The 14167-nt window shown below is 71.5% G+C and carries 12 protein-coding genes; 8 read left to right on the top strand and 4 right to left on the bottom strand.

Annotation, left to right across the window (positions count from 1 at the left end; genetic code table 11):
• Nucleotides 1-31 precede the first annotated feature (31 nt).
• Nucleotides 32-1204: a PucR family transcriptional regulator gene (locus OG371_RS33650; RefSeq protein WP_329073347.1), complete on the bottom strand. Its 1173-nt coding sequence runs from the start codon at nt 1202-1204 to the stop codon at nt 32-34.
• Nucleotides 1205-1372: 168 nt separating this feature from the next.
• Here OG371_RS33650 and hpnC point away from each other — a divergent pair, with 168 nt between their 5' ends.
• From hpnC to hpnH, 7 genes are read left to right on the top strand one after another with little or no spacing between them, the layout of a single operon-like run.
• Entirely contained in the window at nt 1373-2269 is an 897-nt protein-coding gene (hpnC, locus tag OG371_RS33645; protein WP_329059683.1) for a squalene synthase HpnC, read from the top strand.
• On the top strand, nt 2266-3126 hold the full coding sequence (hpnD, locus tag OG371_RS33640; protein WP_329059682.1) for a presqualene diphosphate synthase HpnD: 861 nt from the start codon (nt 2266-2268) through the stop codon (nt 3124-3126). Before hpnC ends, hpnD begins: the two co-directional genes overlap by 4 nt.
• Nucleotides 3123-4496: a hydroxysqualene dehydroxylase HpnE gene (hpnE, locus tag OG371_RS33635; RefSeq protein ID WP_329059681.1), complete on the top strand. Its 1374-nt coding sequence runs from the start codon at nt 3123-3125 to the stop codon at nt 4494-4496. The genes hpnD and hpnE overlap by 4 nt, the downstream gene beginning before the upstream one ends.
• On the top strand, nt 4493-5527 hold the full coding sequence (locus OG371_RS33630) for a polyprenyl synthetase family protein (RefSeq protein ID WP_329059680.1): 1035 nt from the start codon (nt 4493-4495) through the stop codon (nt 5525-5527). Before hpnE ends, OG371_RS33630 begins: the two co-directional genes overlap by 4 nt.
• Nucleotides 5527-7440, top strand: a complete 1914-nt coding sequence (gene shc, locus OG371_RS33625; protein WP_329059679.1) for a squalene--hopene cyclase — start codon at nt 5527-5529, stop codon at nt 7438-7440. Before OG371_RS33630 ends, shc begins: the two co-directional genes overlap by 1 nt.
• A complete protein-coding gene (ispH, locus tag OG371_RS33620) occupies nt 7437-8948 on the top strand; it encodes a 4-hydroxy-3-methylbut-2-enyl diphosphate reductase (protein WP_329059678.1) in 1512 nt (503 codons plus the stop codon). Before shc ends, ispH begins: the two co-directional genes overlap by 4 nt.
• A 3-nt stretch (nt 8949-8951) precedes the next feature.
• Nucleotides 8952-9953, top strand: a complete 1002-nt coding sequence (gene hpnH, locus OG371_RS33615) for an adenosyl-hopene transferase HpnH (protein WP_328608557.1) — start codon at nt 8952-8954, stop codon at nt 9951-9953.
• Between the two features lie 186 nt (nt 9954-10139).
• Here the strand turns inward: hpnH and OG371_RS33610 are convergent, their stop codons facing one another.
• Both OG371_RS33610 and OG371_RS33605 read right to left on the bottom strand, forming a co-directional pair.
• Nucleotides 10140-11006: an alpha/beta fold hydrolase gene (locus OG371_RS33610; protein WP_329059677.1), complete on the bottom strand. Its 867-nt coding sequence runs from the start codon at nt 11004-11006 to the stop codon at nt 10140-10142.
• Complete coding sequence (locus OG371_RS33605; protein ID WP_329059676.1) at nt 10997-11953, bottom strand: polysaccharide deacetylase family protein; 957 nt, start codon at nt 11951-11953, stop codon at nt 10997-10999. The genes OG371_RS33610 and OG371_RS33605 overlap by 10 nt, the downstream gene beginning before the upstream one ends.
• A 90-nt stretch (nt 11954-12043) precedes the next feature.
• Here OG371_RS33605 and OG371_RS33600 point away from each other — a divergent pair, with 90 nt between their 5' ends.
• Nucleotides 12044-12592 (top strand): CGNR zinc finger domain-containing protein, encoded by a 549-nt coding sequence (locus OG371_RS33600; protein ID WP_329059675.1) that lies wholly within the window; start codon nt 12044-12046, stop codon nt 12590-12592.
• A gap of 4 nt (nt 12593-12596) precedes the next feature.
• On the opposite strand, the gene OG371_RS33595 is transcribed toward OG371_RS33600, so the two are convergent.
• Nucleotides 12597-14120: a long-chain-fatty-acid--CoA ligase gene (locus OG371_RS33595; RefSeq protein WP_329059674.1), complete on the bottom strand. Its 1524-nt coding sequence runs from the start codon at nt 14118-14120 to the stop codon at nt 12597-12599.
• Between the last annotated feature and the right edge of the window lie 47 nt (nt 14121-14167).

Below are 14167 nucleotides of genomic sequence, written 5' to 3'. Positions count from 1 at the left end.
TGTTTATGACGGTTCTAACCGTCATAAACACTCACGAGTCCGAGCCGGGCGGGCCCCACGCCAGGGCCAGCATCAGCGTCGCGCGGGTGGCCGGGTCGTCCAGCTGGGGGCCGAACAGCGTGTGCAGCCGGCCGAGCCGGTAGGACACCGTCTGCGGGTGGATGTGCAGGTCTTCGGCCACGGCCTTGCGGTCGCCCAGGTGCAGCAGCCAGGAGGTGAGCGTGGTCGAAAGCCGTTCGCGGGAGGAGTCGTTCAGCTCGTCGAGCGGGGCCAGGCAGCGGCGGCGCAGCACGTCGAGCAGCCGGTCGTCGCGGTGCACGATGATGGCGTCGAGGTGCTCGTCGGCGAACACCGGGTCGTCGCTGAGCAGGTGGTCGCGGCGCAGCCGGGCGGTCACCTCGGCGACGCGCAGGCTGGCCGGCAGCCGGTCCACCGGCACCGACGCGCCGACCACCGCGCCCGCCCCGCGCAGCGCCCTGGCCAGCCACGCGCGCCGCCCCGGGCCGGCCGGATCCGGCACGATCGTGACCAACAGTCCCGGGCGCCGCAGCCGCAGGCAGGTGTCGTCGAGCCGGGACACCAGCTCCCGGCCCAGCTCGTTGTCGCCCTCGACCAGCACGACGGCCGCGGACTTCGGGATCCGCCAGTCGGCCCGCACCGCGGCCGAGCGGACCGCGGCCTGGTCGGCGCGGTCGGACAGCAGCAGCTCGCTCAGCTCGTCGCGCAGGCTCTCCCGCGCCCGCACGGCGTCCGACTGCTCCTGCAGGTAGCCGTGGAGCGAGGACTCGGACAGCTGGTCCACCAGCGCGAACACCGTGGTGGCGAGCGAGGCGAACAGCTCGGCCGGCACGTCCAGCTCCAGCGCCGCCTCGGACACGTGCCGCCACGCGACGCGGGCGCCGACCCGGTACGCGGCGAGCAGGCTGGTCACCCGGCGGCCCTGGCGGTACTGCGTTCGCCCGATCTCCTCGAACACCACCTGCTCGACGCCGGAGCCCAGCTCGGGCAGCTTGTCCTCAGGGGACTCGGCGACGCTGATCAGCCGGCTCACGAAACCCGCGCTGGCCGTGACGACCTCCGCCAGCTCCTCGGTGAGGAACGCCGCGTAGTCGGGGTGCTGCTCCACGAGCAGGTCCCGCACCTCGTTCAGGATGGCAGGCAGCCGCCTGCTCACCTTGGTTTCGAGTTCACCCAATAGGGCCACCTGGTCTGATCCCATGCGCGCAGCTCGCCCTTCCCCAGTGATAGCAGGTCAACGGGTTCGGTCGGCCTTATCCTCGCCCCATTTTGTCCGTTCGTGCCAAGTCGAAGCCGGGAAAATTCTCCTCCCGGCCGCAGAAGCCGCCCATCCGAGCGAGCGAGACTGAGGCGGATGAGTCCCACTGCACCTGGACGTCACCAACCCGAAGGCCGTGAAGTCGCCGGTCTGCGGGCCAAGCGGCAGGCCGAGAACTTCCCGGTCGCCCTGCGTGTGCTGCCCCGGGAACTGCGCGCCGACCTCACCGCGGTTTACGCGGTTGCGCGCACGATCGACGACCTCGGTGACGAAGCCGAGGGCGACCGGGTGGCCCAGCTGAAGGCCTTCGGCGAGGAACTGGCCGGTGCTTGGGACGACGACGAGCCCACGCACCCGGTGATCCGCGGCCTGCTGCCGGCGATCCACGGCGGACGGGTCGACGCCGAGCCGTTCAGCCGGCTGGTCGAGGCGAATCTGCAGGACCAGCACGTGACGCGGTATCCGGCGTACGAGGACTTGCTGGCGTACTGCCGGCTCTCGGCCGATCCGGTGGGACGGATCGTGCTGCGGCTGTTCGACGTGCGCGACGAGCGGGCCGCGGAACTGTCCGATCGGGTCTGCACCGCGCTGCAGCTGGTGGAGCACTGGCAGGACGTCGCCGAGGACTTCGCCGACGACCGGGTCTACCTGCCGCAGGAAGACCTGGCCGCGTTCGGGGTCACGGAGGCGGAGCTGGGCGCGGCGCCCGGCTCCCGGGAGTTCAGAGAGCTGATGCGCTTCGAGATCGACCGCGCCGCCGCCCTCCTGGGCAGCGGCGCTCCGCTGGTGGGGCAGCTCCACGGCTGGGCGCGGCTCGCGGTCGGCGGGTTCGTGGCCGGCGGGCTGGCGACGGTCGACGCCCTGCGCGCGACCGGCGGCGACGTGCTGGGCACCCAGGCGCGGCCGTCGAAGGCCGGGGTCCTGGGCTGGCTGATGTGGCTGGGAATCGGCAAATCACAGCGCGAACCGAAGGCGGGGAGGCGGTCCGGATGACCACGACGATCGAAGACGCGTACGCGTACTGCACGCAGGTCACCAAGGAGCAAGCGCGCAACTTCCATTACGGGATCCGGCTCCTGCCACCGGACAAGCGCGCCGCCCTCTGCGCGGTGTACGCGCTGGCCCGGATCGTCGACGACATCGGCGACGGCGACCTGCCGACCGAGGAGAAGCTGTCCGGTCTGGCCGGCGTCCGCAAGTCGCTCGGCGACCTCGGGGCCAGCACCGAGCCGGTGTACGTCGCGGTCGCGGACGCCGCGCGCCGGTACCCGATCCCGCTGGGCGCGTTCGAGGAGCTGCTCGACGGCGTCGAGATGGACGTGACCGGCCGGCATTACGTGCGGTTCGAAGACCTGGTGGAGTACTGCCGGTGTGTGGCCGGCTCGGTCGGCCGGCTGTGCCTCGGCGTGTTCGGCAGCTTGCCCGAGCCCGAGGCCGCGACGTACGCCGACCAGCTGGGCATCGCGTTGCAGCAGACCAACATCCTGCGTGACATCCGCGAAGACCTGCTCAACGGCCGCGTCTACCTGCCGAAGGAAGACCTCGACCGGTTCGGCGTCGAGCTGGCCGTCGGCGAGGACGGCCGGCTCCAGGACCCTGAAGGCGGCTTGACCGCGCTGGTCCACGACGCCGCCGCTCGGGCGCGCGGCTGGTACGGCGACGGCCTGCGCCTGGTCCCGTCGCTCGACCGGCGCAGCGCGGCCTGCTGCACGGCGATGTCCGGCATCTACCGCACCCTGCTCGACCGGATCGACGAGCAGCCCTCACGCGTGTTCGACCGCCGGCTTTCCTTGTCGGGGCGGGAAAAGGCCGTGGTCGCCGTGCGCGCGCTGCTGGGGAGCCCGCGGTGAATGACCCCGCCGAGGCGGCAACAGGCACCGTCGCGGTGATCGGGGGCGGTCTCGCCGGGATCGCCACGGCGTTGCGCTGCGTGGACGCGGGGCGGTCCGTGACGCTGTACGAAGGGCGTCCGCACCTGGGCGGGCTGACGCACTCGTTCACCCGCGGCGAGTTGCATGTGGACAATGGGCAGCACGTGTTCCTGCGTTGCTGCACGGTTTATCTCGCGTTGCTGGACCGGCTCGGCGTCGCCGACCGGGTGGCGCTCCAGCCACGCCTCGCGATCCCGATCCGCACCCCGGGCTCGGCCGCGACGACCTGGCTGCGCCGCGGCGACCTGCCCGCTCCCCTGCACCTGGCCGCTTCACTGCTGCGGTACGAACATCTGCGCCCGCTGGACCGCGCGCGGTTCGCGCTGGCGGCGCTGGCGCTCAAGCGCGTCGACCCGGCCGACGACCGCACGGACCGCCAGTCGTTCGGCGAATGGCTGCGCCGGCACGGGCAGAGCGCCGCCGCGATCGAGGTGCTGTGGGACCTCGTCGGCGTCGCGACGCTGAACGCCACGGCGGACGAAGCGTCGCTCAGCCTGGCCGCCACCGTGTTCCAGGAGGGCCTGCTCACCGATCCCGCCGCCGCCGACATCGGCTGGTCGCTGGTGCCGTTGAGCGAACTGCACGGCGGCCCGGCGCTGGCGCGGCTGACCGAGGCCGGCGCGGAGGTCCGCACCGGCGTCAAAGTCCGGTCGATCGAACGGTGCGGGCGCGGCTGGCGCGTGCGCACCGACAGCGGCGAGGACCGGTTCGGGCAGGTGGTGCTGGCCACCCCGCCGCCGGTGACCGAGCAGCTGGCCCCGGACGGCGCCATACAGCTGCCGCCCGGCTGGTCCGGCGGGCTCGGCAGCTCCCCGATCGTCAACGTGCACGTGGTGCTCGACCGCCGGGTGCTGGACGAGCCGTTCGCGGCCGGGGTCCGCACGCCCGTGCAGTGGGTGTTCGACCGCACCCGGCAGTCCGGTTTGGACAGCGGCCAGTACCTGGCGATGTCGCTCTCGGCCGCCGACGGCCTGATCGACCTGCCGGCCGCGGCGCTGCGCGAGCGGCTGCTGCCCGAGCTGACCGGCCTGCTGCCCGAAACCGGTCGGGCCGAGGTGCTCGACTTCTTCGTCACCCGTGAACGGCACGCGACCTTCCGGCCCAGCCCCGGAACCGCGTCGCTGCGGCCGCCCGCCGCGACCGCCGAGCGCGGCCTGTTCCTCGCCGGGGCGTGGACCGCCACCGGCTGGCCCGCGACCATGGAGGGCGCCGCGCGCAGCGGTGCGGCCGCCGCGACCGCCCTCCTCGAAGAGCACACCCATGACGTGAAGGAGGGAGTCGGAGCATGACCGCCACCATGCGACCCACTGCCGCGCCCGCGGCCCCGGGCTCACTGGCCCGGTGCCGCGACACGGTCACACCCGCCCTGCGCGCGGCCGTCGAGCGGCTGGACGAGAGCAGCCGCTCGATCAGCGCGTACCACCTCGGCTGGACCGACGCGAACGGCGTACCGGTGCAGGGAAACGGCGGCAAGGCCGTCCGCCCCGCGCTCGCCGTGCTGTCCGCGCAGGCCGCCGGCGCGTCCCCGGAAACGGGGGTGCCCGGCGCGGTCGCCGTCGAGCTGGTGCACAACTTCTCGCTGGTGCACGACGACCTGATGGACGGTGACACCGAGCGCCGCCATCGCCCGACCGTCTGGTCGCTCTACGGCGCGGCCAGCGCCATCCTGACCGGCGACGCGATGCTCGCGCTGGCCCAGGAAGTGGTGCTGGACAGCGGTTCCCCGCACGCGATCGCCGCCGGGCGGCTGCTGGCCGGGACCACCCGGCGGCTGATCCACGGGCAGTTCCTGGACGTCGGATTCGAGCAGCGCGACGACGTCACCCTGCCGGAGTGCGTGACCATGGCCGGCGGCAAGACCGGCGCCCTGCTCTCGGCCAGCGCGGCCATCGGCGCCGTGCTCGCCGGCGCGCCCGCCGCTGTGATCGCCGCGCTGACGGAGTACGGCGAGGAGATCGGCCTCGCGTTCCAGCTGGTGGACGACGTGCTCGGCATCTGGGGCAACCCGGCGGTCACCGGCAAGCCGGTGTTCTCGGACCTGCGGGCGCACAAGAAATCCCTGCCGATCACGTACGCGACCGGGCACGGCGGGGCCACCGCGCGTGAGCTGGCCGGCTGGCTGGCCGGGACCGAAACCGGCGACGACACGGAGCTGGCGCGCGTCGCCGGCCTGGTCGAGTCCGCGGGCGGACGGGAATGGGCGATGGCTGAAGCCGCCCGCCGCGTGGCCTCCGCCGAAGCCGCGATCGCCGGGCTGCCCGCCGGACCGCGCGCCGAGCTGATCGAAATCGCCAGGTTCATCGTCGGCCGGGAGGCGTGATGACCCAGACCGTACCGGAATCGTCCACTTCGGACTCCGCGCCCAAGCGATCCGCCGAAGACGCCGTGGCCGCCGGCATCGGCTTCCTGCGCGGGGAGCAGGAAGCCGCGGGCTGGTGGAAGGGCGAGCTGGCCACCAACGTCACGATGGACGCGGAAGACCTGCTGCTGCGCCATTTCCTCGGCATCCTGACCCCGCGGGTGGCCGAGGAGTCGGCGCGGTGGATCCGCTCGCAGCAGCGCGCCGACGGCACCTGGGCCACCTTCCCCGGCGGCCCGGCCGACCTGTCGACCACGGTCGAGGCGTGGGTCGCGCTGCGGCTGGCGGGCGACCCGGCCGACGCGCCGTGGCTGATGCCCGCGGCGGAGTTCATCCGGGGGCACGGCGGCCTCGAGGGCACGCGGGTGTTCACCCGGATCTGGCTGGCGCTGTTCGGCCTGTGGTCGTGGGACGAGCTGCCGAACCTGCCGCCGGAGCTGATCTTCCTGCCGTCGTGGTTCCCGCTCAACGTCTACGACTTCGCCTGCTGGGCCCGGCAGACGATCGTGCCCCTCACCGTCGTCGCGACGCTGAAGCCGGTGCGGCAGCTGCCGTTCGGCGTGGACGAGCTGCGGGCCGGGAAGCAGCCGCGCAAGACCGCGCCGCCGTGGACCTGGGACGGGGTGTTCCAGCACCTCGACACCGCGCTGCACGCGTACGCCAAACTGCCGTTCAACCCGGTCCGCAAGGTCGCGCTGCGCCAGGCCGCGGAGTGGATCCTGGCGCGGCAGGAGGCCGACGGGTCCTGGGGCGGCATCCAGCCGCCGTGGGTGTACTCGATCCTCGCGCTGCACCTGCTCGGCTACCCGCTGGACCACCCGGCGCTCAAGGCCGGGCTCGAAGGCCTCGACGGGTTCACCATCCACGAGGAGACCGCCACCGGCCGGGTCCGGCGGCTGGAGGCCTGCCAGTCCCCGGTGTGGGACACCGCGCTGGCCATGACCGCACTGCTCGACGCGGGCGTCTCCCCCGGAGACGAATCGCTGGTCAAGGCCGGGGAATGGCTGCTGGGCGAGGAGATCCGGGTGCCCGGCGACTGGACGGTGCGCCGCCCGTCGGTCCAGCCCGGCGGGTTCGCCTTCGAATTCGCCAACGACGGCTACCCGGACACCGACGACACCGCCGAGGTCGTGCTCGCGCTGCGGCGCCTCGGCAAACCGGACCACCTGCGGCTGCGCGGCGCGATCGACCGCAGCGTCGAGTGGCTGGAGGGCATGGTGTCCCGCGACGGCGGCTGGGGCGCGTTCGACGCCGACAACACCCAGGTGCTCGCGACGAAACTGCCGTTCTGCGACTTCGGCGCGGTGATCGACCCGCCGTCCGCGGACGTGACCGCGCACGTCGTCGAAATGCTGGCGGCGGAAGGGAAAACCGGCAGCCGCGAGTGCCGTCGCGGGGTGCGCTGGCTGCTGGACCATCAGGAGCCGGACGGCTCGTGGTTCGGCCGCTGGGGCGCGAACTACGTGTACGGCACCGGCGCCGCCGTGCCCGCGCTGGTCGCCGCCGGAATGCCCGGCTCGGACCCGCGGATCCGCCGCGCCGTCACCTGGCTGGCCGAGCACCAGAACACCGACGGCGGCTGGGGTGAAGACCTGCGCTCCTACCGCGATCCGGCGTGGGCCGGGCGGGGCGAGTCGACGCCGTCGCAGACCGCGTGGGCCCTGCTGGCCCTGCTCGCGGCCGGCGAACGGGACGCCGAGACGACCGAGCGCGGCGTGCACTGGCTGGTCGAACGCCAGCGCGCGGACGGCGGCTGGGACGAGGAGCAGCACACCGGCACCGGCTTCCCCGGCGACTTCTACCTGTCGTATCACCTTTACCGCGTGGTGTTCCCGCTGTCCGCGCTGGGCCGATACGTGCGGAGCGGCTCGTGAGTGGCTATGACGGTTCTAACCGTCATGAACACTCACGAGTCCTGCTCTGCGCGCCGTTGCGGATCGAGCAGGCCGCTCTCCGCGCGGCCCGGCGCGAGCTGCCCACCGTCCACACCGGACTCGGCCCGCGCCGGGCGGCGACCACGGCGTCCCGGCTCCCGGCCGGTCCACGGATCGTCGCCGGGATCGGCGGCGGGCTCGTCCCGCATGTGCGGCCCGGCGACCTCGTGGTGGCCGACGAGGTCCGCGGCCCGGACGGGACCATGCCCGTGCCGTCCGCTCCCCTGCTGTCCGGTGCACTGCGAAGACTCGGCCTCACCGTACACATCGGACCCATACTGGGCACCGACCACGTCGTCACCGAGCGGGAACGCGCGGAACTGGGCGGAACCGGGGCGCTCGCCGTCGACATGGAGTCACATCGGCTGGCGGCGGAGGGTGAGCCGTTCGCCGTCGTCCGGTCCATCGTGGACACCGTGGGCGCACCCTTGTTACGGCCCGCCACACTCGGAAACGGCCTGGCCGGTTTGCGCAGCCTGCGCGCGGCGGTCCCCGCGCTCACCGCGTGGGCCTCGGCCACCGGCGGCCGTCACGTGCTGCTGGCCGGGCCGCGTTCGTTCTGCGCCGGGGTGGAGCGGGCGATCGACATCGTCGAGCGTGCGCTGGACCGTCACGGCGCGCCGGTGTACGTGCGGCGCCAGATCGTCCACAACACCCACGTGGTCCGGCGGCTTCAGGAGCGCGGCGCGGTGTTCGTCGACGAGGTGGCCGAGGTGCCGGAAGGCGCGACGCTGGTGCTCGCCGCGCACGGCGTGACGCCCGCGGTCCGCCATGACGCCGCCGGCCGCGGGCTCGCGGTGATCGACGCGACCTGCCCGCTGGTGACCAAGGTGCACAACGAAGTCCGCCGGTACAGCGGGCGCGGCGACACCGTGTTCCTCATCGGGCACGCGGAGCACGAGGAGGTAGAAGGCACCGTCGGGGAGGCGCCGGAAGACGTGGTGGTGGTCGGCGACGTGGCGGCCGCGCGCGCCGTCACCGCGCGGGACCCCGCGCGCGTCGCGTACACCATGCAGACCACGCTGGCGCTGGACGAGGCCGAGGAGATCGCGTCCGTGCTGCGCGAGCGGTTCCCCGGGCTTTCCGCGCCCCGTAAGGACGACATCTGTTACGCCACCACGAACCGGCAGCAGGCGTTGCGCGCGATCGCCCGCGAAACGGACCTGGTGCTGGTGGTCGGCTCCGGCACCTCATCGAACTCGCGCCGCCTGGTGGAGGTGGCCGAGCGCGAGGGCACCCCGGCCGTGCTCGTGGACGGCGCCGCCGACCTGGACCTGCGCCGCCTCGCCGGCGTCCGCACGATCGGCCTCACCGCGGGCGCTTCGGCCCCGCCGCACCTCGTGGACGAGGTCGTGGCGGCGCTGGGCGGGCTGGGGCCGGTGACCGTCGCCGAACGCCGGCTGACGGAGGAGCAAATCACTTTCACTCTACCTCGGGAGGTGCTCTGAGCGATGGCCATGCCGTTGCGTCAGTCCGTCCGGCTGGGCGGCTACCTGATGAAGCAGAAGGTCCTGCGGAAGGAGAAGTTCCCGCTGCTGGTCGAGCTGGAGCCGCTGTTCGCCTGCAACCTCAAATGCGCGGGCTGCGGCAAGATCGAGCAGCCGCACACGCTGCTCAAGCAGCGGATGCCGGTGGAGCAGGCGGTCGGCGCCATCGAGGAGAGCGGCGCGCCGATGGTGTCGATCGCGGGCGGTGAGCCGCTGATGCACCCGAAGATCGACGAGATCGTGCAGCAGCTGCTGGACCGCCGCAAGATTGTCTTCCTCTGCACGAACGCCCTGCTGCTGCCCAAGCACATCCACAAGTTCAAGCCGCACCACAACTTCGCCTGGATGGTGCACATCGACGGGCTGGAGAAGCGCCACGACGAGTCGGTGCGCAAGGCCGGCGGTTTCCAGGCCGCGGTCGACGCGATCAAGCTCGCCAAGGAGAAGGGGTTCCGGGTGATGACGAACACGACCTTCTTCGACGGCGACTCCGCCGAGGACGTGGTCGGCGTGCTCGATTACCTGAACGAGCTGGGCGTGGACAACATGCAGATCTCCCCCGCGTACGCCTACGAGAAGGCGCCGGACCAGGACCACTGGCTCGGCGTGCAGGCGACGCGGGAGCTGTTCGCCAAGGCGTTCGGCGGCGGCAACCGGAAACGCTGGCGCCTCAACCACTCCCCCGTGTTCCTCGACTTCCTCGAGGGCAAGCGGGAGCTGGAGTGCACGCCGTGGGGCATCCCGTCCTACTCGCTGCTCGGCTGGCAGCGCCCGTGTTACCTGCTCGACGACGGCTACGCGAAGACCTACAAGGAGCTGATCGAGGAAACCGACTGGGACAAGTTCGGCCGCGGCAAGGATCCCCGCTGCGACAACTGCATGGCCCACTGCGGCTACGAGCCGACCGCGGTGATCGCCACGCTGGGCTCGCTGAAGGAGACCGTGCGCGCCGCTGTCGGGCACTGATCGGCCAGGCTGTTTGCTAGCACGACCATGGTCGCTACGACCATGGTCGTGCGGCGAACTCGATCCGACTCCGTTCACCGACCGGCAAATAACCATTCAACTTGAGCGAGACGTCGTAGTGACAGGTACCGACAAACTCGGGCCGGGTGTCACGCTATGCGGCCCCGGGATCCGTCGGCCCAAACGCTAGTCAGCCATCACATCGCGGATTGCGTCGGCGACCACCGCGGCGCCAGCGTGGGTCATGATCGTCGCCGCGTGGTCTGTGCCTGCTATCCGCCGGGGCTCGCGGAGGGTCGGCAGCTGAGAGCGGAACCCGGCCAAAGCCCCATCCGGATAAGCAGGCGGAGTATCCGGCCCAACACTCCACTCAGCACACACCAGCTCAACCGGCCCAGCCAAGCCCAACCACGAGGACTCGCCAAAAAAGACATCCTCAGCATCCGACAGCACAGCTTCAGAACTCAGCCGCACTCGCCCGCCAACCAAATCGTGAGCAAGATTATCCCGCAGCAGCGGATCAGCAGGATCAAGCAGCGGACTATTCCGCGTGAAGTACGCCAAATACTCGTCAACACCCTCAAACGACCGAGCAAGCCGCCCCAGCTGGGGCGCGAACGCAGCAGGTAACATCTCCGGAGTAAGCCCCGCAGGCGCCGACATCGGCAGCCCACCGTCCACCAAAACCAGCCCGCGCACCCGGTCCGGCCACTCCGTCGCCAGCTCGACGGCCACGAAACCGCCCATCGACATACCGCAGACGGCCACCGCGTCCAAGCCCAACGCGTCCAGCACCCGCACCATGTCCTCCGCGTGTTGCCGCAGCGAAGAACGGCCACGCACGCCGAAACTCCCCGCCCGGCCGCGCAAGTCCGGCATCACCAGTGACAAGTCCGGAGCCGAGGCGCGCAGCCAGTTCCACAGGCGGCAGTTGCTCGTCACGCCGTGGATCGCCAGCACGGGCACGGAATCGGACTCCGCCACCTCGACGGCGAGGGAGCCACCGTCCACCGGCACCGTCTTGAAGTCGCTGCGCATAAGGGTCACGTCCATTCCGTGTGATGATCCAGCCACCACTGTGCAATATCCAGCCGCCGCATGAAGCGGACGCCCTCCTTCTCCGCCGCGTACACGATGAAGTCACGGATTGCCGCCGCGCGGTTGGCCTGGCCGCTCCAGCGGGGGTGCAGGCCGACGGTCATCATGCGGGCGCCGACGCCGTCGTCGGCCTCCTCGCACAAGTAGTCCAGGCCCAGGCGGAGGCTCTCGAAGAACTGCGCGGGCGAGCCGTAAGTCGGGCTCAGCAGGTAGCGGGTGTCGTTGTACACCTTGGAATACGGCACGATCAGCAGCTCACGGCCGGCCGCCTCGGTGAAGTACGGCAGCTCGTCGTTGCACGGGTCGGAGTCGTACAGGAAGCCGCCCGCCTCCACCAGCAGGTCCAGCGTCCGCTCGCTCGGGAACGACCGCACGTACCAGCCCCGCGGACGCTGGCCCATCGTGCGCTCCAGCGAATCGATCGCGCGGCGCAGGTGGTCGCGTTCGTCCGGAAGGGACATCCGGGAATAGTCCAGCCAGCGCCAGCCATGGCCGACGACGTCGTGGCCGCGCTCGCGGATCCACTCCGCCACGGCCGGGTTCCGCTCCAGCGCCACCGCGCACGCGCCGACGCTCACCGGAACGTCATAACGGTCGAAAATCCGCGCCAGCCGCCAGATCCCGACCCGGCTGCCGAACTCGTAGTGCGTCTCGGTGCCGAGGTCGCGGACCTCCGGGCTGACCTCGTACGCGTACTCGCCCCAGCCGTCGTTGCGGCCGTCACCGTCGGGGATCGAGTATTCGGCGCCCTCCTCGTAGTTGACGACCACGTTCACCACGACCTTCGCGCCGCCGGGCCACCGCACCTGCGGCGGGTACCGGCCATAACCGACGAAGTCACGCGGACGCAGCCCGGTCACAGCAGCCGGGCCATCGGGAGCCGGGTCATCAGGAGCGGTCACCGGCCCAGGATGACACGGAAAGACTGGCGAAAACCATAACCGGTCAGAACGGTTGTTGCGCGCCGATTCACCCCCTGCCAACCTGAATCGATGGAGCACGCCTTCCCCTGCGAGAACCCGGCGCTGGACTTCGTCGGCACGCTGCGCGCCCGGCGCAACCCGGACCCGCTGGAGAAACTGTGCTCACCAAGCAGCCTGGACGCCTGGTTCGTCGAATCCGGCACGGCGGACTTCCGCCCGGATTCGACGAGCCGGGACCTCGCGGCGGCGTTGCGCCTGCGCGAGGCGATCTACGCGCTGGTCGCCGCCCGGCTCCGACATCAGTCCTATGTGGACGAGGCGCTCACGGTGGTCAACCGCGCGGCGAGCCGGCCGCCGGTGGTCCCCCGGCTCACCCACCAGGGCCGCCGGGTCGCGGCCACCACCGAGCAGGCGCTGTCCGCGATCGCGCGCGCCGGCGTCGAAATCCTCGGCGGCTCCGACGCCGGCCTGCTCAAGGAATGCGGCCGCCCCGAGTGCACCCAGGTCTACCTCGACCGCTCCCGCGGGTTCCGCCGCGAGTGGTGCAGCATGATCACCTGCGGCAACAAGATGAAGGCCGCCGCCTACCGCGCCCGCCGGCGCGCGAACCAGCCCTAACCGCTCAAGACTTCTCCCGCAGCAGCAGCTTCGTGATCTTCCCCGTCGGCCCCTTCGGCAGCTCGTCGATGATCCGCACCCGGCGCGGATACTTGTACGCCGCGATACGTTCCTTCGCCCAGGCCACGATCTCGTCGGGTTCGGCGACGGCGCCGGGCTTCAGCGAGACGACCGCGACGACCTCCTCGCCCAGCCGGTCGTCGGGCTCGCCGAGCACGGCGGCCTCCGCGACGGCCGGGTGCGTGTAGAGCAGCTCCTCGACCTCACGCGGGTAGACGTTGTAACCGCCGCGGATCACCAGGTCCTTCTTGCGGTCCACGACGAACGCGAACCCGTCCTCGTCGACGTAGCCGAGGTCGCCGGTGTGGAACCAGCCGCCGCGGAACGCCTTCGCCGTCTCCTCCGGGCGCTTGTAGTAACCCTTGGTGATGTTGTGCCCGCGCAGCACGATCTCGCCGACGTGCTCCGCGCCGGGCGGCAGCGGGCGGTCGTCCTCGTCGACGATCCGCAGCTGCACGCCCCAGATCGGCTTGCCGATGGACAGCAGCTTGCGCCGGTCCGCGCCCGGGTTGACGGTCGCGGTCGACGAGGACTCCGAAAGCCCGTAGCCCTCCAGCACCGGGATGCCGAACTTCGCCTCGAACGAGCGCAGCACCTGCTCCGGGATCGCCGCCCCGCCGGAGCTGCCGATGCGCAGGCTGGACGTGTCGTAACCGGAGCTGTCGGCCGCGGCCAGCGCGTGGTACATCGTGGGCACGCCGGCCATGATCGTCACGCGGTCGCGCTCGATCGCCGCCAGCACCGCCTTCGGTTCGAACCTCGGCACGACGGAGATGGTCCGGCCGTGCCGCGCGGCGCCGTTGAGGATGCTGGACAGGCCGTAGACGTGGAAGAACGGCAGCACGGCGAGCACCACGTCATCGGGCTCGGTGCCGAACGTCTGGCCTCCGATGGTGCACGTCATGTACAGCGAGAAATGGGACAGCTCGGCGCCTTTCGGACGTCCGGTGGTCCCGCTGGTGTAGAGCAGCACCGCGGTGTCGTCGGCCGCGCCGGGGTGGATCTCGTCGTCGCCCTCGGCGGCGAGCAGCTCGGCGAACGCGCCGGTGCCGTCCGGCCAGCCGGTCGCGTCGACCTCGCCGACGAGCACCGCGGCCACCCCCGGCACCTCGGCGAGCGCGGTCCGGGCCTCTTCGGCGGAAAACGCGCCGGTGATCAGCAGCCGGGCGTCCGAATCCGCCAGGTGGTAGGCGATCTCCCCGGCCTTGAGCAGCGGGTTCAGCGGGACCAGCACCAGCCCGGCCTTGAGGATGCCGAAGTAGGCGGACACGAATTCCGGGATGTTCGGCAGCTGCAGCGCCACCTTGTCCCCCGGCCGGTAGCCGCGCGCCCGCAGCGCCGCCGCGACACGGCCGGACACCTCGTCGACCTCGGCGTAGCTGAGCGCGCCGGTCGGGAACCGCAGGAAGTCCTTGCCCGGCTCGGCGAGCGCCGACTCCCGCAGCATGGTGGCCAGGTTGAAGCTCATCGCCCGTACTACCTCCGAACCTCGTTCTGCCACACGGCAACACCGCC

Origin of the sequence: Amycolatopsis sp. NBC_01480 (genome assembly GCF_036227205.1) — a bacterium.
In the GTDB taxonomy this organism is placed as follows: Bacteria; Actinomycetota; Actinomycetes; order Mycobacteriales; family Pseudonocardiaceae; genus Amycolatopsis.
The sequence above is the reverse complement of the archived record's forward strand: the minus strand, read 5'-3'. Positions and strand labels throughout refer to the sequence as shown.

What these genes read in the sequence shown, in the direction of transcription:
- hpnC (WP_329059683.1), top strand. Translation starts at nt 1,373, where the DNA reads ATGAGTCCCACTGCACCTGGACGTCACCAACCCGAAGGCCGTGAAGTC.
- hpnD (WP_329059682.1), top strand. Translation starts at nt 2,266, where the DNA reads ATGACCACGACGATCGAAGACGCGTACGCGTACTGCACGCAGGTCACC.
- OG371_RS33630 (WP_329059680.1), top strand. Translation starts at nt 4,493, where the DNA reads ATGACCGCCACCATGCGACCCACTGCCGCGCCCGCGGCCCCGGGCTCA.
- shc (WP_329059679.1), top strand. Translation starts at nt 5,527, where the DNA reads ATGACCCAGACCGTACCGGAATCGTCCACTTCGGACTCCGCGCCCAAG.
- hpnH (WP_328608557.1), top strand. Translation starts at nt 8,952, where the DNA reads ATGGCCATGCCGTTGCGTCAGTCCGTCCGGCTGGGCGGCTACCTGATG.
- OG371_RS33610 (WP_329059677.1), bottom strand. Translation starts at nt 11,006, where the DNA reads ATGGACGTGACCCTTATGCGCAGCGACTTCAAGACGGTGCCGGTGGAC.
- OG371_RS33600 (WP_329059675.1), top strand. Translation starts at nt 12,044, where the DNA reads ATGGAGCACGCCTTCCCCTGCGAGAACCCGGCGCTGGACTTCGTCGGC.
- OG371_RS33595 (WP_329059674.1), bottom strand. Translation starts at nt 14,120, where the DNA reads ATGAGCTTCAACCTGGCCACCATGCTGCGGGAGTCGGCGCTCGCCGAG.